At 59.9% G+C, this 14,147-nt stretch carries 14 protein-coding genes and 2 pseudogenes; 7 read left to right on the top strand and 9 right to left on the bottom strand.

The window, feature by feature from the left end; all coding sequences use genetic code 11:
* Positions 1 to 112: 112 nt before the first annotated feature.
* Positions 113 to 298: pseudogene (locus tag ACM6IK_RS10860) on the bottom strand (DUF2252 family protein); the annotation flags it as partial.
* Between the two features lie 144 nt (positions 299 to 442).
* Between ACM6IK_RS10860 and ACM6IK_RS10855 the strand changes: the two are divergent.
* The 3 genes from ACM6IK_RS10855 to ACM6IK_RS10845 are packed head-to-tail and all read left to right on the top strand — an operon-like array spanning position 443 to position 2,858.
* A complete protein-coding gene (locus ACM6IK_RS10855; RefSeq protein WP_414874286.1) occupies positions 443 to 1,363 on the top strand; it encodes a YeeE/YedE thiosulfate transporter family protein in 921 nt (306 codons plus the stop codon).
* A 47-nt stretch (positions 1,364 to 1,410) separates the two neighbouring features.
* Positions 1,411 to 1,662: a helix-turn-helix domain-containing protein gene (locus ACM6IK_RS10850; RefSeq protein ID WP_414874285.1), complete on the top strand. Its 252-nt coding sequence runs from the start codon at positions 1,411 to 1,413 to the stop codon at positions 1,660 to 1,662.
* Positions 1,659 to 2,858, top strand: coding sequence for a type II toxin-antitoxin system HipA family toxin (locus ACM6IK_RS10845; protein WP_414874284.1), 1,200 nt, complete (start codon positions 1,659 to 1,661; stop codon positions 2,856 to 2,858). The genes ACM6IK_RS10850 and ACM6IK_RS10845 overlap by 4 nt, the downstream gene beginning before the upstream one ends.
* Before the next feature lie 59 nt (positions 2,859 to 2,917).
* Here ACM6IK_RS10845 and ACM6IK_RS10840 read toward each other — a convergent pair whose 3' ends face one another.
* From ACM6IK_RS10840 to ACM6IK_RS10830, 3 genes and pseudogenes are all read right to left on the bottom strand, one after another.
* Complete coding sequence (locus ACM6IK_RS10840; protein WP_150727517.1) at positions 2,918 to 3,166, bottom strand: hypothetical protein; 249 nt, start codon at positions 3,164 to 3,166, stop codon at positions 2,918 to 2,920.
* A gap of 1 nt (position 3,167) precedes the next feature.
* Positions 3,168 to 3,530 (bottom strand): DUF6124 family protein, encoded by a 363-nt coding sequence (locus tag ACM6IK_RS10835; RefSeq protein ID WP_414874283.1) that lies wholly within the window; start codon positions 3,528 to 3,530, stop codon positions 3,168 to 3,170.
* Positions 3,531 to 3,857: 327 nt separating this feature from the next.
* Positions 3,858 to 3,950 (bottom strand): annotated as a pseudogene (locus ACM6IK_RS10830) (hydrolase); the annotation flags it as partial.
* 180 nt (positions 3,951 to 4,130) lie between these two features.
* On the opposite strand from ACM6IK_RS10830, the gene ACM6IK_RS10825 reads away from it, so the two are divergent.
* The gene (locus ACM6IK_RS10825; protein ID WP_414874282.1) at positions 4,131 to 4,394 is read left to right on the top strand and encodes a hypothetical protein; all 264 of its coding nucleotides are present in this window, start codon (positions 4,131 to 4,133) and stop codon (positions 4,392 to 4,394) included.
* Positions 4,395 to 4,585: 191 nt separating this feature from the next.
* On the opposite strand, the gene ACM6IK_RS10820 is transcribed toward ACM6IK_RS10825, so the two are convergent.
* From ACM6IK_RS10820 to ACM6IK_RS10800, 5 genes are all read right to left on the bottom strand, one after another.
* The gene (locus ACM6IK_RS10820; protein ID WP_414874281.1) at positions 4,586 to 5,605 is read right to left on the bottom strand and encodes a zinc-dependent alcohol dehydrogenase; all 1,020 of its coding nucleotides are present in this window, start codon (positions 5,603 to 5,605) and stop codon (positions 4,586 to 4,588) included.
* A gap of 16 nt (positions 5,606 to 5,621) precedes the next feature.
* On the bottom strand, positions 5,622 to 6,740 hold the full coding sequence (locus ACM6IK_RS10815; RefSeq protein ID WP_414874280.1) for a Gfo/Idh/MocA family oxidoreductase: 1,119 nt from the start codon (positions 6,738 to 6,740) through the stop codon (positions 5,622 to 5,624).
* Positions 6,737 to 7,960: a hypothetical protein gene (locus ACM6IK_RS10810; RefSeq protein WP_414874279.1), complete on the bottom strand. Its 1,224-nt coding sequence runs from the start codon at positions 7,958 to 7,960 to the stop codon at positions 6,737 to 6,739. Before ACM6IK_RS10810 ends, ACM6IK_RS10815 begins: the two co-directional genes overlap by 4 nt.
* The gene (locus ACM6IK_RS10805) at positions 7,957 to 9,219 is read right to left on the bottom strand and encodes a sulfotransferase family protein (protein ID WP_414874278.1); all 1,263 of its coding nucleotides are present in this window, start codon (positions 9,217 to 9,219) and stop codon (positions 7,957 to 7,959) included. Before ACM6IK_RS10805 ends, ACM6IK_RS10810 begins: the two co-directional genes overlap by 4 nt.
* 66 nt (positions 9,220 to 9,285) lie before the next feature.
* On the bottom strand, positions 9,286 to 10,056 hold the full coding sequence (locus tag ACM6IK_RS10800; RefSeq protein ID WP_414874277.1) for an SDR family NAD(P)-dependent oxidoreductase: 771 nt from the start codon (positions 10,054 to 10,056) through the stop codon (positions 9,286 to 9,288).
* A 313-nt stretch (positions 10,057 to 10,369) separates the two neighbouring features.
* Here ACM6IK_RS10800 and cysD point away from each other — a divergent pair, with 313 nt between their 5' ends.
* Genes cysD through ACM6IK_RS10785 form a run of 3 tightly spaced genes read left to right on the top strand, consistent with a single transcriptional unit; the run spans position 10,370 to position 14,132 of the window.
* Complete coding sequence (gene cysD / locus ACM6IK_RS10795; RefSeq protein WP_151214238.1) at positions 10,370 to 11,266, top strand: sulfate adenylyltransferase subunit CysD; 897 nt, start codon at positions 10,370 to 10,372, stop codon at positions 11,264 to 11,266.
* Positions 11,266 to 13,167: a sulfate adenylyltransferase subunit CysN gene (gene cysN / locus ACM6IK_RS10790; protein ID WP_414874276.1), complete on the top strand. Its 1,902-nt coding sequence runs from the start codon at positions 11,266 to 11,268 to the stop codon at positions 13,165 to 13,167. The genes cysD and cysN overlap by 1 nt, the downstream gene beginning before the upstream one ends.
* Positions 13,164 to 14,132 carry an acetyltransferase gene (locus ACM6IK_RS10785; protein WP_414874275.1) on the top strand — a complete coding sequence of 323 codons (969 nt, stop codon included), beginning with the start codon at positions 13,164 to 13,166 and terminating at the stop codon, positions 14,130 to 14,132. The genes cysN and ACM6IK_RS10785 overlap by 4 nt, the downstream gene beginning before the upstream one ends.
* Positions 14,133 to 14,147: the final 15 nt, after the last annotated feature.

The following is a 14,147-nucleotide window of genomic DNA, read 5'->3' as shown; positions in this document are numbered from 1 at the left end:
GGCAAACCGTAGTTTCTTGAATGAGCGAGGGCAATGTACAGGCTGGCGCGAGGGGGTGGGGTGAAGAAAAATTCATCTCGCTCAAAGCCCCGTACCAGAGCTTGCGACACCGCTACGGCAAATGATCCGCGGCAAAGTCCGCTTCCGACCGGGCACGCAAAAGGCCCTTGCGGCAGGCTTGCTGGAACCGCTCGAAATCGCGTTCGTTCTGCTCGGTATAGCCCTTGGCATATTTATGGAGCGCGTCGGCCAGTGCGTCGCTCTTGCCGATGTAGCCGCTGATCATCGCCGCGTGCCCGAAATTCATCAGGTGGCTATCACCGCAGGGCGTATGCGGATCGAGTGTAGAAGGGCTTTGTCTGTTCATCCGAAGTGTTTGCGTAGCGACTAATCTGTCCTTCAGAGAATGCCTGGATGTTACTGCCCGGAAACAGGGAGGCTTGTGCTTTCACTGCTGATTTCGCTGCTGTTGGCATTCCTTGTCGGCTGGGTGTCCCAGCGCATGGGCATGTGCCTGGTCAATGCCATCGGGCTGCTGCTCAAGCGCCGGCCGACCCTGTTCGTGTCGCTTGTCAGTTGCGGTTTGTTCGGTCTGTTGCTCGCGCCGTTCTACGCCTTGTCTGGCGTCAGTCAGCCGTTGTTCATTCCCGAGGTCGGCTACCTGTCGCTGGTCGGTGGCGGGTTGTTGTTCGGCCTCGCCTCGGTGCTCAACGACGGATGCAGCGTCGGCACCCTCACCAAGCTCGCCAGCGGCAACCTCAACAAGGCCTTCACCATCCTCGGCTGGGTGCTGGGCATCGTACTGTGGCATCACCTGAACATGCTGACCGAACACTGGGCGCTGCAAATGCCGATGATTTCCAGTCGTCATTACTGGCTGGTCATCGGCATCGTGCTGCTGATTTTGCTGTTCCTGGTGCGGATTCACGGCGACAGACACCTGGTGCTGTCGAGCCTGCTACTGGGGGCTTTGACCAGTGCCCTCTACACCTTCGAACCGCTGTGGACGCCCAGCGTGTTCTTCTACGATCTCTCGCACATGTTCTGGATATCGGGCGATACACCATTGACCACCCAGCGTGTGGCGGTGTTCGCCATGCTGATGCTGGGCATGCTCTGTTACACGTTGCATCGCCGCACGTTCAACTATCAGCGGTTTGCAGTGACGACAGCGGTCAGGTATTTGCTCGCAGGGGTGTTAATGGGGACCGGCGCCTCGATGATGCTGGGCGGCAATGACTCGCAGATTTTGTTGGTGTTTCCGACGCTGACCTGGGTGGGGACGGTGCCGTTGGTGTCGATTGTGTTGGGGATATTGGTGGGGGTTGGGGTGAGGCGGGTGAGTAAGGCATATTCGCAATAATGTTCTGTATACGATACATTCAAATATAAATGTCACGGTAACTGAACATGGAGTACACCCTGCTGATCTCTCGACTCGGTAGCCAAATACGTGAAACGCGTATTCGGCGAGGTCTGACACAAGCTCGACTTGCTGAGCTCGCCGGTTTGACGCGGCAGAAAGTCATTGCTGTCGAGAAGGGGGCCGATACTGTTGCCATGAACGCTTACGCAAGAGTCTTGAGCGCTTTGGACTGCGAGCTCACCGTTATACCGGCGGCCATGCCGACCCTTGAAGAGCTCGGGGAGTTGTTCGAATGAAAATGGCCTCCCTCAAAGTCAGTACGCCAGAGGGCCATAGCGGCCGAATCCTTACCAGTGGCGAAGATTATATTTTCCGCTATCAAGAAGACGCATTGCCCAACACGGCCATCAGTCTGTTGATGCCCGTTCGGGCTGACGAGTTTCGTCGGCGGGATCTGCATCCCGTATTCCAGATGAACCTTCCTGAAGGCTATATGTTGGAGCAGTTGCGCAATCGCCTGGCGAAAACCGTAAACGTCGATCCAATGTTGTTGCTTGCTCTTTCTGGCAGCAGTTCACCTATTGGCAGGATTCAGGTGCATTCCGAAACCGTTGATGCCCTGCTTGGTGAACAGCAGTTCCCTGGAGAAAAACTCGAAGAAATTCTCACGTGGGATGGAGCGGAAGATATCTTCGCCGACCTTCTTGACCGCTATATTTTGCGGGCAGGTATATCGGGTGTTCAGCCGAAGGTTTTGGTGCCTGAGCAGCAAGATTTCGAATTGCAACGAGCCACCTCGAAAACCTCTGACTTGATAATCAAGAGTGGCCGGGATGAGTTCCCAGGACTGGCCATCAATGAGTTCCTTTGCATGTCCATTGCCAGGGAGGCGGGCATTCCGGTCCCGCAGTTTTACCTGTCCGACAATGCAAAGCTGTTTGTCATGCGTCGCTTTGATCGGGACGAGCAGCTTAACCCGATTGGATTCGAGGACATGGCCGCACTGATGGGGCTCTCGGCCGATCAGAAGTACAGCAAAAGCTATGCAGCCATTGCCAAAGCGATTCGACTGTTTTGCCCAGCAAACAATCAACGAACCTCGCTTGATCAACTTTTCGATTACGTAGCGCTGAGCTGCATCGTTGGGAACGGCGATGCTCATTTGAAAAACTTCGGCTTGCTCTATTCGGAGCCGACCCAACGTGACGCGCGCCTCGCGCCGGCATACGACATCGTTAATACGACGGCCTACATCCCTGAAGATGTTTTGGCGCTAGACCTTGTGGGTAACAAGTCGTTGTTTGCTTCCCGCCAGGGTTTATTGGAATTTGCGCAGACGTGTGAGGTTGAACATCCTGAGTTGCGTATTCAGCGATTGCTTGCGGCAGTTGAATCGGTGCTGAGGCGCTACCCTGAATTTCGGGAGCAGGCGCCTCATGTGGTGAAGGCAATACAACACGCAGCAGCCCCTTTCGCCCTGACGTTTGGCTAGTTTCAATACCAATGAAAATGGGCGACTTCAGGGAAGTCGCCCATTTTGTTTTCCCAGGATCAAACCTGCATCTGCAGCCGTCGCCCAACCACATCCAGCAAATCGCAACCATCGCGCAGGGAAGTGACCAGCACCCGCGCCAGTTCGCTGTAAACACCCTCGTCAGCCGCGAAGCTCTCCAGCAATTGCGTCGCGGTTCGAATGCGATAGGCGGCTGTTTCATGCAGCACATCCAGCGGTGCTTCGGTGTCGATCAGCAGTGACGCAATGGTGCAGTCGATGCCGGTCATCGGCATGTATCGATCCATCTCAAGCCTCCACTTCGTCGAGTGGCGCGATGTTGTCCAGTGCCCGGTTCACTAGCAATTGCGCCAGCACGGCCAACTGCTGGATCGCCAGGGCGATGTTGCGACGCGAACTCTCAAGCTCGCAGGCAAGGTCGGTGCTCATGACGTTGAGCGAGGCCAGGGTTTCACTGGCGTGGGTGAGTAGGGACGGTGTGTCGATGTTTGGGCGCAGGGTGAAGACGTGGCTGATGGGATCGAGGTGATTGGGGTTGCGGAGGCGGGCGCTGATGGCGGGTTCGGTGAGGTCGGAGAGGTTGGGAAAGTCGGGTGTTTCAGTTGTTGAGTCAGGTGCAGTGTTTGGCGGGTTGGGACTATGTTTTTTCATGATTGTGCTCCGTCTTTGGTTGAAGGAGCTGCCAGCTATCTGCTGTCAATCAGATGTGGGTGGCAGCTGTACGCGGGTTGACAGACCGGGGAGCAACAAAACCGGTGCATCCGAAGATGCCCCACGCACAGCCACCATAAGACAGAACGCGCAGAAGCATGCCGTTTTATTGGGAAGAGTGGAAGGTAGCTCTTCAGCCTGTCAAAGCCGATCACTGATTTGCAGCGACCGACGAAGGCTATCTTCGAGAGGCAGCATCCGCCAGTTCATGAAAGGCGACGCATTTTGCGGGAAATGTCCTAGGACGCGGAGAAGTCGTTGCATCGATCACAGGTCACTCGATCTCACCGCGTGCTTGAAATGATGCTCCCAAAGCCTGACCCCCAACCCGCCCGTCCGGTCCAGTGACGACCCTACCGTGCCCATATTGCAACCATGCACATAGCGGCATCGCGCGACTGTCCATGTAACCCTATCGTCAGATTTCACCTGCCACAAAGTGCTTTTGTGAGTTGTGAGCGTACGATGTAACTCACGTTTTCGCTGAATTCCTGGGGGAGCGAACGAAGCGACTGAGCGATATGGCTTTGGAGAAAAAACATGATTCGCAGGCACTACTTGAAAGCCCTGGCGATGCTGCTCGTCGCCACTGGCGTGCAGTGGGTGACGCTACCCGCCTACGCGACCGAGCAGGGTCAGCAACGGCGTGAAGCTCGCGATACCAGGCAGGAAGGGCGCTCCACTGCGCGGCAAACCAAGGATGATTGTAGAAAAGGCAATGACAAGAGCAACGTAGACTGTCGCCAGGACAAGCGCAGCACCAAGCAAGATACCCGTCGCACGGCCCGGGACATCAAGTACTGATCGTTAACGTGGGTCCTGCTTGCGCTTGCCGGCAGGCCGGTCAAGCGCTTCGGGATTTCGAGCGATGGTGGAGGTCGCTGGATGTCCGCTTCGATCCAAAGCGGACATCATCGAAATGCGCTGAAGTCATGGTGGTCGTCTGCACAAGAACGATGATGCAGCCGTACCATCACTATGTTCTGGATTGAGACTCATCCGAACGTCACCAACACCTTGGCCGATTCATCTGCGCGCGCGGCGGTAGCGAAGGCTTGCTCGAAATCTTCGAAGGCGTAGCGATGACTGATCAGCGCGATGGTGTCGATCCGGCCTGCGGCGAGGATCTCCAGCACTTCGCCAAACTCGGTGGGATAGGCCATGGCGGTGGTCACTTCCATTTCCTTGCCCAGCGCCATCGCCAGATCCATGGCGACCGGTGCGTGATGCACCGCCACCACCGTCAGATGCGCCCCGAAACGTGCGCGCGCGATGATTTGGGGAATAACCGGAGCGGCGCCCGACACCTCGATGAATTCGTCGCTATCCACCACTGGCATCCCGTAGAGCGTGCTTGCGCCATGGCGCTGGCCGATTTCAGCCCAGAGATCGCAGTTGTCGGGATTGAAGGTGGCGTTTGCACCGAGCGCGCGCGCACGCTCCAGACGTGAGTCCACTCGATCGACGGCGATGATGTCCGCGACGCCGCGCAGACGGAGCATTGCCACGACGCCGAGCCCGATGGGACCCGCGCCGAAAACGACTACTTTGCTGCCAGCGCCGGCACGCGACCGGTTGACGCCGTGCAGCGCGACGGCGAGCGGTTCGACCAGTGCAGCGGTTTCGAAGTCCAGCGTGTCGGGAATGGGGAAGACCGACGACTCGGCCATGACATTGCGCACGAGAATGTGCGAAGCGAAGGCCCCAGGGCCTCCGGAGCCGATCATGTTCGCAGGCGTCGTCGGGTTGACCACCACGCGCTGGCCTTTGCGCAGCGCCGTCACTCGCGCACCCAGCTCCTCGATCACGCCCGAAAACTCATGCCCGAGCGATAAGGGACCATCGCCCCCCATCGGCAGGCCGCCGGCGCGCGCATAACCGAGGTCAGAGCCGCAGATGCCGCAGACCACGACCTTGACCACAATATCGTCCGGCCCGGCACTGGGGCGCTGTACCTGCTCGACACGAATATCGTCAGGTCCGTGAACCGTTGCATGAAGCATCAATTTCGTCATAGTGGATTCCTTCATTTCAGATTGTGATCCAGGCGCGCTTGCGCGCCGACAGTCGAATGGCGTCGAGCACCTGTTGGCCACGCACAGCGTCGTTGAATGTGGCGGCACGCTCGGGGATCGCGGGTGCGCGATTCTCGATCCGCGTGCGCATCTCGGCGAACAGGCGCGCATAGGGCGCAACATCGAAGCCCATGGTGTGCCAGCGGTCCTGCTCGGTCTGGATCAGCTCGGCGACGGGAAAAGCTGTCGGCATTGCGTTGACCAGATCCGCGGGCATCTCGATGCGCCGCACGCCATCGGCGTCGCTCACCCAGACTTCTTCGGGGTCACCAAACGTCGCGCCGCTCTGAATCCACGCGCCGCCGGCGCTGCCCACCACTTTGGTGGCCATCACCAGCGGCCCCGGCGCGGCCAGCGCGGCGATGATTGACCCGGCAACACCGCTGTCCGTTTCGAACTGCACGGTGTAGCAATCGTCGGCCGTCATGGTGGGGCGCCCGGGCGCCAGCGTCTGCAGCATGCCGCTGACACGAGCGATGGGCCCGAACAGGTATTCGACCTGATCGATCATGTGCGAGCCGAATGCGCCAAGGAAGCCGCCGCCCTGGTCTGCGTCCTCCCACCAGTCGCTGAGTTTGCTTGTCGAGTCTTGTAGGCCCGGTTGATGGTAGATGCGCAGGAAATGGCGCGGCGTGCCGATCAGCCCTGACTGAACGACGCGCCGCAGCAGCGCCTGCGCGCTGTCGAAGCGGAATTCGGCACCGAGCAGGTGATGAACACCGGCCTTTGTCGCGGCTTCGCGCATCTGCGCCGCTTCGGCGGCGTCGCGGGCAAAGGGCTTTTCGCACACGACATGCCGCCCGGCGGCGATCGCGGCCATCACCGGTGCATAGTGTGCGTGCGGGGGCGTGGCCACCGTAACGAGCTGTATCGCTGGATCGGCAAGCGCCTCGGCAAGACTATCGGTTGCCAGCGGGATGCCGAGAGGTGCAGCGCGCGCGATGGTGCGAGCACGGTCTCGGCCGACGATCGCACGCACTTCGAACCCGGCCTCGCGCAGCGCACGGACATGGGTAAAAAGACCGAAGCCGGTGCCGACCACCGCCGCAGCTATGGATCGCGACGGCGTGCTCATCGTGCTACCTCGCCACTGATGATCGGCACGATGTCTTCCAGTGCCTCTTCACCACGCTCTTGCAGCACGGCGAGCGCAATACGGCGCAGCGTTACCTGCGGCGGCTCACCCTGTGTGCCAATCAGACGCAAACTCATGCCGCCATGGACATGGCCGAAGGACTGGACCCAATTGCCGGCGATGCCGGGCTGGCCTTGCGCAACGATGACGCGCACCGAGCCGTCGTGGCGATAGCTGGCCTTGTACTTCTGCACACAACCGCCGCCGTCCTCGTAGTTGTCGAGGTTCTCTTGCCAGATCGAACAGAGCTGGAATATCCAGTAATCACAGGCCGAGGGCAGGAAATCGATAACCAGCGCCTCGTCGCCAGCACACTCCCAGGTACCGAAGCCGTGGTGTCGGTCCGGCACACCGCCATTGGACAGGTACACCGCGCGGTCGAAGCGGATGCGGTTTGGCCGCTGGCTGAGATTGTCCTGCCACCAGCTGCGCACCAGCTCGCAATAGCCAAGTACCATCTGACCCGCCTTGGCGAGCGCATCGCTTATTTCGGCGGCGGTGACGGGGCGCGGGTGAGGGGTATCGATCCGTTCGATGGTGAAGTGAGGCGGCGCGGTATTCGCGCGATCATGGTAGAGCGTGCGCACCAGGAGACCGACGCAGTCCGGTGAGATCGACAGCCAGTCGCGCCCGTCTGCGGGTTTGTTCTGGCTGACCACGATTTCGAAGTTGCCCTGCGCATCGAACTTCACCTGGCGTGAGGAGATGAAGCCGGTGGTCTGCAGCGCAGCGGGATCGAATTCGTCAAGACCGGCCACCCCACGCGTTGCCCAGTCCTGAGCGCCCGGATGGTGCGGTTGTGGCGCGCGCCATGAGGCGATGACAAAGTACGGCAGCCCGCCACGATGGCCACGAATGACATAGTCATGACTACCGTCGACGAACTCGGCAAGCAGATGATCCTGATCGGGAGACTGGAAGTTGATGGACTGGCGCCAGGGCGCATCGCGCAGGCGCGGCCGTTCTGGCTCGCAGTTCTCCAGGTAGCGTTCGAAACCGTTGCGCATCAGCCGGGTCATGAATCGATACCATTCGGCGCGGTCGAGGGTATCGGCCTCGGCGCCGAAAGCATCGACCCTGTGGCCGGCCTGGCGAACGGTTTCGCAGAAGTCGTCCCACGCGCGGCCGGACAACAGGCGTTCCGTAGATTGATCGGTCATGGCCGCTCTCCTTCGATGCGCTCTGGCCTGACCGAGAAGCGCTCATAGTAAAAGCCGAATCGCTCGCGCAAAGCGGCAATATCAACCCCGAAATCACCTTTCAGGTCATAGACGACGCGACCATGCTTGCCCCGTGGATTGGCGTTCACATAGGCCTGGATCCGCGCCTTGGCGTCGGCGGTCAATGGCAGGCCGGCCATGGCATAGATGCGTTCGATCACCGTCTGTTGGTCGGCCATGTAGTCGTCGAAGAGCACATCGAGCGATTGGCCGGCGGGAACACTGTCCCGGTCCCGAACGCAGGCGCGCAGCAGATGTTCCACTCGATCTGTCCAGTAGCGCGCCAACGCCTTTACGTCGACGGTATGGCGGCGGATGCGGTCGCCATAGGCGATCATGGTGATCGCGGACTGGAGCACGGCAACGGGGTCGCGATGGGTGATGACGAGCGTGGCGTCGGGATAGGTCGTCATCAGCGGCCGCAGGTTCTCCATGTGCGGCGGCGATTTCATCACCCATCGGTTCGGGCCCTGGAGCCAGGTGAGCGCCTGCAGGACTCGGCGACCATAACGGTAGTGCGGCGTCTGATCGTGGCTGTAGTAGTAATCGCGCCAGCGACACGGGCGAGACTGCCATTCCGGCAGATAGGACGAGAAGTCCAGGCCTTGCAGTTCGATGTCTTCATGCACGTGGGTGGGGGACATTTCGTGCATCGCCGGCATGAACGGCAATATGGCTTCGAATTCGCCCCAGGCCTGGCGGGTGCGAACGATACGCGGATCTTCCCCATCTGATGTTTGGTCTTGCGGCGCAGGAATCGGCTCCATCGCTTCCCATAGCGGCATCGAGCGCAGTCGCGGATCGGCTGCCAGGATGTTGACCAGGTGAGTCGTGCCTGAGCGGGGAAGCCCGGCGACGATGATCGGCCGATCAATCGCGACGTCGTTGATTTCCGGGTGTCGCTTCACCAGATCTTCGAAGCGCAAGCGCGAAGATGCGTAGCGCACGGCATCGCCGAACATCCCCACGCGCCCCAGGGGGCCGAGCTCCGTGTCCTCGTCAAAACTCTTCAGCCAGATTCGCAGCCGTTCGCGGAAGTCCTCCGAACCGAAGTCGGAAAGCCCTGTGCGCTGGCATGCGGCTGCGAGGACGGCCTCCTCGCGCATTTCCACGGGGGGGACGCCCGCGATCGCTCGACGCTGGCGCTCGGTCAGCTCGGGGGCGCCAAGGTCTTTGATACGGATGATGTCAGGTTTCATGCGCTGCTCCATAAGTGTGAGGAGAGGTGTTGGCGACAGGCAGTACTGGAAGGGCCGACGCCGGACTCAGCCGGCGACCGTGAAACCGCCATCGACAGGCAGTGTCTGTCCCGTGATCCAGCCGGCGGCCGCGCTCGTCAGGAAAAGGACTGGACCGGCGATGTCCTGCGGCACCCCAAGCCGTGCTGCCGGCGTACGCGCAAGCGTGGGCGCGGACCACTGCGCATTGGCGACAGTCGTCGCCGTCATGCGGCTTGCGGTAAGCCCCGCCGCGACCGCGTTGACGCGAATGCGCCCGCCCCAATGGACCGCCAGTGCCCGGGTCATCCCGACGACGCCAGTCTTCGCCGCGCCATAGCCGGGCACCACATCGATCCCGAAGAACGAGCTCATTGATGCAATGCCGATGATCGAAGGGCCGCCTGGCAGCGTGCTTTTCAGGAGTTTGTCGGCGCAGCCATGCGCCATGCGATAGCCACCGACCAGGTGCATGCGCACCGCGCGTTCGAAAACGTCCGGTTCGTACTCGTCCAGGCCACAGCTTGGCAGCGCAAAGCCGGCGTTGTTGACGAGGATGTCCAGGCGCGGCAGCGCTGCCGCGACGGCAGAGATGTTGTCTGCGTTCTCGATGTCGAGCTGCAAGTAGCGGTAGCCGTCGAGGTCAAGGTCGTAATCGGCGGCGCAGGGCCGGGTGCCGGTGATCGTCACTTGCGCACCTGCTGCTCGGTACGCTGCGGCGATGCCGGCCCCGATGCCGCTGGTGCCACCGGTCACCAGGACATGGCAATTGTCGTAGTCAAACTGAAGGTTCGGCCAGTCGGCCTGTTGAGTGTTCATGGGGCGTTGCCTCCAATAGGTACACCTGATTGCTGCGGCGCAATGGGCCAGTCGATCAGGAGCTACCGCTATCGCCCCGGCCAACTGGCGGTTCAAGATAAGGCGATAGTATTAAAAGCATTCGAACTGCGAATAGTCTAAACGGACGATGATCCATGCAATTGCGAGATCTACCTTTAAAGCCAGTTTAAGTAACAAGGCTTAAAAAAGAGGTGGGCGATAAACGTCCACACGCAATCGCACCTCGAGTGACTGGGCCGGGCATCGGATTCTCGGTGGCATCACGATCCAGCGCAGAGGAAGGAGGAACTACATGCTGACGCACTTGCAGCGTCTTGAGGCCGAGAGCATTCACATCATGCGAGAAGTGGTCGCTGAGTGTGAGAATCCGGTAATGCTCTACTCCGTCGGTAAGGACAGTGCAGTGATGCTGCACCTGGCCCTGAAGGCGTTCCACCCAGGAAAACTGCCGTTCCCATTGCTCCACGTCGACACGACCTGGAAGTTCCGCGAGATGATTCAGTTCCGCGACGCCATGGCGAAAAAGCACGACTTCGACCTGCTCGTCCATATCAATCCCGAGGGACTGGAAAAGGGCATCAGCCCTTTTTCCCATGGTTCGGCCATACACACCGACATCTGGAAAACCGAGGGATTGAAGCAAGCGCTGGACAAGCACGGCTTCGATGCGGCCTTCGGCGGCGCACGGCGGGACGAAGAAAAGTCGCGGGCCAAGGAGCGGATATTCTCGATTCGCTCCGAACAGCACCGCTGGGATCCCAAGCTGCAACGTCCCGAACTGTGGCGGATGTATAACGCCCGCAAGCACAAGGGCGAAAGCATCCGGGTGTTTCCCCTGTCCAATTGGACCGAGCTCGACATCTGGCAATACATCTATCTGAACGACATTCCGATCGTGCCGCTCTACCTGGCGAAAGAGCGACCGGTGGTGGAGCGCGACGGCACGCTCATCATGGTCGATGACGAGCGCATGCCGCTGAACGACGGCGAGGTTCCCGAGATCAGGAAAGTGCGTTTCCGCACGCTGGGTTGCTACCCGCTGACCGGCGCAATCGAGAGCGAGGCCGACTCCTTGACGGCGATCATTCAGGAAATGCTTCTGGCCAGGACGTCCGAGCGCCAGGGTCGCCTGATTGATCACGACTCCGCGGGCTCGATGGAGAAAAAGAAACAGGAGGGGTATTTCTAATGGCACACGTATCCGATTTGATTGCCGAAGACATCGAGCAATATTTGAAATCCCACGAGAACAAGAGCCTGCTGCGTTTCATTACCTGCGGCAGCGTCGATGATGGAAAAAGCACGCTCATCGGGCGCCTGCTCTACGAGTCGAAGATGCTCTTCGAAGACCAGTTGAGCCAGCTGGAAGCGGATTCAAAGAGGGTGGGAACGCAAGGTGGCGACCTGGATTTCGCACTCCTGGTCGACGGACTTGCCGCCGAGCGTGAACAAGGCATCACCATCGATGTTGCCTATCGCTTCTTCTCGACCGACAAGCGCAAGTTCATCGTCGCCGATACGCCGGGCCACGAGCAATATACGCGCAACATGGTCACCGGAGCCTCGACAGCGGATGTCGCCATCATTCTGATCGACGGGCGCAAAGGGGTGCTGACCCAGACGCGGCGACACAGCTATCTGGTGTCGCTGATCGGCATTCGCCATGTCGTGCTGGCCATCAACAAACTGGATATGGTGGATTACTCGAAAGAGATCTACGACAAGATAGACGCGGACTACCGCGCTTTCGCCAGCCAGATTGGCCTGCAGAATATCGTCACTATCCCGATGTCAGCCCTGAAGGGCGACAATATCACCGAGCCGAGCGCGAACACCCCCTGGTACCAGGGGCCGACACTGATGGGGTACCTTGAGACGGTGCAGGTCGAGGATGCTGCGGATCAGTCCGGGCCGTTTCGCATGCCGGTGCAGTGGGTCAACCGACCGAACCTCGACTTTCGCGGCTATGCCGGGATCGTTGTCGGCGGCAGCGTCAAGCGCGGCAATCGCCTCCGTGTCCTGCCGTCGGGGAAGGAAAGCCGGGTCGCGCGTATCGTGACGCGCGAGGGTGACCTGGAGGAAGCCGTCTCTGGCCAGTCGATCACGATTACGCTCGAGGACGAAATCGATATCAGCCGAGGCGACATTCTTGCGACGATCGATGCGCCGGCCAGGGTCGCAGACCAGTTCGAGGCAACGATCGTCTGGATGAGCGATGAACCGATGCTGCCGGGTCGCCCCTATCTGTTGAAGATCGGCACCAAGACCGTGACGGCCACCAGCGCGACACCGAAATACAAGGTCAACGTCAATACGCTCGAACATCTCGCCGCCAAGACACTGGACCTGAATGAAATCGGCGTCTGTAACCTGAGCTTTGACCAGCCAATCGCATTTGATCCCTACAAGGAAAATCGCGATACCGGCGGTTTCATCATGATTGACCGACTGACCAACAATACGGTCGGCGCCGGACTCTTGCACTTTGCCTTGCGTCGCTCGCAGAACATCCACTGGCAGGCGATTGACGTAAACAAGCAGGCGCACGCCACCCTCAAGGGACAGAAGCCTTGCGTGCTCTGGTTCACAGGGCTGTCGGGTGCCGGCAAGTCGACGATCGCGAACCTCGTCGAGAAGAAACTGCATGCATTGGGCAAACATACCTATCTGCTTGATGGTGACAACGTGCGCCACGGCCTCAACAAGGATCTCGGTTTCTCCGAAGCCGACCGGGTCGAGAACATCAGGCGCGTAGGCGAAGTCGCCAAGCTGATGGTCGATGCGGGGCAGATCGTTCTGGTGTCCTTCATCTCTCCATTCCGTTCCGAACGCAGAATGTCGCGCGAGCTGGTGGAGCAGGGCGAGTTCTTCGAGGTGTTCGTCGACACCCCGATCAGCGTGGCCGAACAGAGGGATCCAAAAGGCCTCTACAAGAAGGCTCGCCGTGGCGAACTGACGAATTTCACCGGTATCGATTCCCCCTACGAGCCGCCGGAAAACCCGGAAATTCGCATCGACACCACCGCTTGCTCTCCCGAGGAAGCAGCCGAACTGATCGTCAGCCATCTTGTCGCTCGCGAGGCCCTATGAATCGCTACGTTGCATTCAATGGGGATGCCGATGGGCTGTGTGCGTTGCAGCAACTGCGGCTTGCCGCGCCTGACGAGTTCGCCAGCGCTAGGCTGCTGACCGGAGTCAAGCGCGACATTCAGTTACTGCGGCGTATCGATGCGTGCGAGGGAGATGTCATCACCGCACTCGACATCTCCCTCGATCAGAATCGTACCGATCTGCTTCGCCTGCTTGAGGCGGGCGCTTCGGTGCGCTACTTCGATCACCATCACGCAGGGGAGATGCCTCGGCATGGGCGCTTCGAGCCCTATATCGACGAGGCTGCCGACGTCTGCACCAGCATTCTGGTCGACCGCTATCTTGGCGGTCGCCATTGTGCATGGGCGATTGCCGCGGCATACGGCGATAGCCTGCCTGAGGTGGGCTGCGCCATGGCCAAGGCGCAAGGCATAGATGCTGAAGCGGTCAGGACCCTGGAGCGGCTCGGCCTCTATCTCAACTACAACGCTTATGGCGAGACCGTTGCCGATCTGCATTTCGATCCGGCCGAGCTGTCGACCCTGATGCAGCCGTTCGCCGATCCGCTGGAGTTCGTCGCAGGCTCGGATGCCTACGCGCGGCTGGCGGCAGGCTATGAGGAGGACATGGATCTGGCTCGCCGGCTTACGCCGACACGCCAGGTGCCCGGCGCGATGCTGTTGATGTTGCCTGACGCGCCATGGGCACGGCGGGCCATTGGAACCCTGGCCAACGAGCTCATACAGGCACAGCCAGATCGCGCGCTCGGTATCCTGTCGCCCAAAAGGCAAGGTGGATTCACGGTAAGCGTGCGCACTCCCGGACATAGTCCGGTGGCTGCGGCTGACTTCTGCCGTACCTTTGACAGCGGCGGAGGCAGGAAACGGGCGGGAGGTATCAATCATCTGCCCGAATCGGAAGTCGATCGTTTTACGCGTGAGTTCGAAACGAGCCTCTCCAGGTAGCAGTCACTGCCCATG

The organism is Pseudomonas sp. IT-196MI5 (assembly GCF_949767415.1).
In the GTDB taxonomy this organism is placed as follows: Bacteria; Pseudomonadota; Gammaproteobacteria; order Pseudomonadales; family Pseudomonadaceae; genus Aquipseudomonas.
The sequence above is the reverse complement of the archived record's forward strand: the minus strand, read 5'-3'. Positions and strand labels throughout refer to the sequence as shown.

What these genes read in the sequence shown, in the direction of transcription:
- ACM6IK_RS10850 (WP_414874285.1), top strand. Translation starts at nt 1,411, where the DNA reads ATGGAGTACACCCTGCTGATCTCTCGACTCGGTAGCCAAATACGTGAA.
- ACM6IK_RS10845 (WP_414874284.1), top strand. Translation starts at nt 1,659, where the DNA reads ATGAAAATGGCCTCCCTCAAAGTCAGTACGCCAGAGGGCCATAGCGGC.
- ACM6IK_RS10840 (WP_150727517.1), bottom strand. Translation starts at nt 3,166, where the DNA reads ATGGATCGATACATGCCGATGACCGGCATCGACTGCACCATTGCGTCA.
- ACM6IK_RS10835 (WP_414874283.1), bottom strand. Translation starts at nt 3,530, where the DNA reads ATGAAAAAACATAGTCCCAACCCGCCAAACACTGCACCTGACTCAACA.
- ACM6IK_RS10825 (WP_414874282.1), top strand. Translation starts at nt 4,131, where the DNA reads ATGATTCGCAGGCACTACTTGAAAGCCCTGGCGATGCTGCTCGTCGCC.
- ACM6IK_RS10820 (WP_414874281.1), bottom strand. Translation starts at nt 5,605, where the DNA reads ATGACGAAATTGATGCTTCATGCAACGGTTCACGGACCTGACGATATT.
- ACM6IK_RS10815 (WP_414874280.1), bottom strand. Translation starts at nt 6,740, where the DNA reads ATGAGCACGCCGTCGCGATCCATAGCTGCGGCGGTGGTCGGCACCGGC.
- ACM6IK_RS10810 (WP_414874279.1), bottom strand. Translation starts at nt 7,960, where the DNA reads ATGACCGATCAATCTACGGAACGCCTGTTGTCCGGCCGCGCGTGGGAC.
- ACM6IK_RS10805 (WP_414874278.1), bottom strand. Translation starts at nt 9,219, where the DNA reads ATGAAACCTGACATCATCCGTATCAAAGACCTTGGCGCCCCCGAGCTG.
- ACM6IK_RS10800 (WP_414874277.1), bottom strand. Translation starts at nt 10,056, where the DNA reads ATGAACACTCAACAGGCCGACTGGCCGAACCTTCAGTTTGACTACGAC.
- cysD (WP_151214238.1), top strand. Translation starts at nt 10,370, where the DNA reads ATGCTGACGCACTTGCAGCGTCTTGAGGCCGAGAGCATTCACATCATG.
- cysN (WP_414874276.1), top strand. Translation starts at nt 11,266, where the DNA reads ATGGCACACGTATCCGATTTGATTGCCGAAGACATCGAGCAATATTTG.
- ACM6IK_RS10785 (WP_414874275.1), top strand. Translation starts at nt 13,164, where the DNA reads ATGAATCGCTACGTTGCATTCAATGGGGATGCCGATGGGCTGTGTGCG.